The organism is Vibrio anguillarum, assembly GCF_003390515.1.
GTDB lineage: Bacteria > Pseudomonadota > Gammaproteobacteria > Enterobacterales > Vibrionaceae > Vibrio > Vibrio anguillarum.
Map to the genome: position 1 here is coordinate 3,028,553 of NZ_CP031479.1, position 1,653 is coordinate 3,030,205.

At 43.1% G+C, this 1,653-nt stretch carries 2 protein-coding genes; both read right to left on the reverse strand.

Annotated elements, in window-relative coordinates; all coding sequences use genetic code 11:
• Positions 1 to 478: 478 nt before the first annotated feature.
• Positions 479 to 976, reverse strand: a complete 498-nt coding sequence (locus DD616_RS16550) for a GNAT family N-acetyltransferase (RefSeq protein ID WP_058966912.1) — start codon at positions 974 to 976, stop codon at positions 479 to 481.
• 274 nt (positions 977 to 1,250) lie between these two features.
• Entirely contained in the window at positions 1,251 to 1,574 is a 324-nt protein-coding gene (locus DD616_RS16555) for a DUF3709 domain-containing protein (RefSeq protein WP_080391470.1), read from the reverse strand.
• Positions 1,575 to 1,653: the final 79 nt, after the last annotated feature.

Here is a 1,653-nt window from a genome sequence, read left to right on the forward strand (position 1 = left end):
CCACGATTGCAATGGTTGAGTAATTCAAGAATCAACCCAAGTAGGAGCCGTGATAAATAAGCCGCCAAAACAAAGCCCACCTTTCAACAACAAACCAAGCTTTTGAATGAGACAAACTCAACAAGCAAGACTTTCAGCAAATGCGAAATACTCGATAAACTTGCCCTTTCCACACTTTGCGCCCACTGAATTTACAACGCGCCAGCGCTAAAACTGATTGAGGCAAACAAAGAACCTTGCCTGTTTTACGGCTTGAGTTCACCACGAATTTTAGGGTAAAAATGCTCATTTGCCGACAACGCAAAACGAATGGCCGGAGAAATTTAAAAAGATTGAACCCCTAAATTTCCCTGAGTTGCATAACGCCGCGTTAAGTGGTGAACAACGCAGTCACCTAACCTAAACTATTGTGCCGTAAACACTTAAGCTGAATCAAACCGAAAATGCCGTGCGTTGTGAATCCGTCTTAAACGCTTTGTTATACATTTTTTGCAACACGAGCCATATGATAAACATTTACATACTTTCCATGTCTGAATGCGTAATCTTTTGACTCACCCTCGATTTCAAAACCAAACTTTTTGTACAAATGAATTGCACGCTCGTTGTCTACATAAACCGTTAGCTCCAAACGTTTCAGATTTAGCCAGTTATCCGCTAAATCTATTATCGTTGCCAACAAAGCGCTACCAATGCCTTTTCCTTGGACGTTATCTTTAACACCCATACCGAAAGAGCCAACATGTCGACGCCTTGGGCTTGCACACACCTCAAAACCCAAATTACCAACGATTTCACCGTCTAACAACGCAACATAAGCATAAACATTATCTGGTAGATTAGAGGTGCGCTTTTCCCACAACTCCAGTGACGGATTGGGAAGTTGCAATGTCCCTTTATAGGCATTTTCACACTCATAGATTTCTTTTATTGCCCTTGCATCCGAAGGCTCAGCTCTTCTTACTTCAACTTCCATACTCACATACCCATTAAAATGTATAACGCCCGCCTAAGGGGCTGGCAACGCATAACACCAAACTCAACCACAACAACCGTAACCACCGCGGCTCAATGGGACTGGAAACGCTACGCGTTGACAGTCCCTCTTGAGGCGTTTGTTATGCTTAAGCTTCAACACTTTACATTTGAATCAAATCAATGATAACCAACTGAAATCATTGGCCAAACTCCGAGTTTCCTTGAATTAGAACTGGCTCAACTTTTACCTATGAACTGACCAATGCAGGCTTTCATTTAGCAACTAGGCCAATGTGGAGACCCTCTCCGACAAACCAACTCACCACGCATGGGCGCGACAACTCAATGAGGCAATAACACTGAAATTTACAGCGACAGACACATTGCCGTTTCATTAGGCAGCGAAAAACAATGCTCAATTGCCGACTGACTTTCAGCCTGTAAGTAAAGGCACCAAACTGCTCAAAACGACTTGAGCCAGCAACATTCACCCCGCGCAGACTCAATATTGCAATGAGGCAATAACACTGAATTTTTAGCACCAGATACATTGCTGCTTCATTAGACAGCGACAAACAATATTGAATTGCCGACAAAACCAGAACGAAATGCCAAAGGAATCGACAATCACAACCTGCTGATTTTTATGGATTAAGCATAACGCCCGGCTAAGGG

Coding starts and splice junctions, on each gene's coding strand:
- DD616_RS16550 (WP_058966912.1), bottom strand. CDS start 976: ATGGAAGTTGAAGTAAGAAGAGCTGAGCCTTCGGATGCAAGGGCAATA.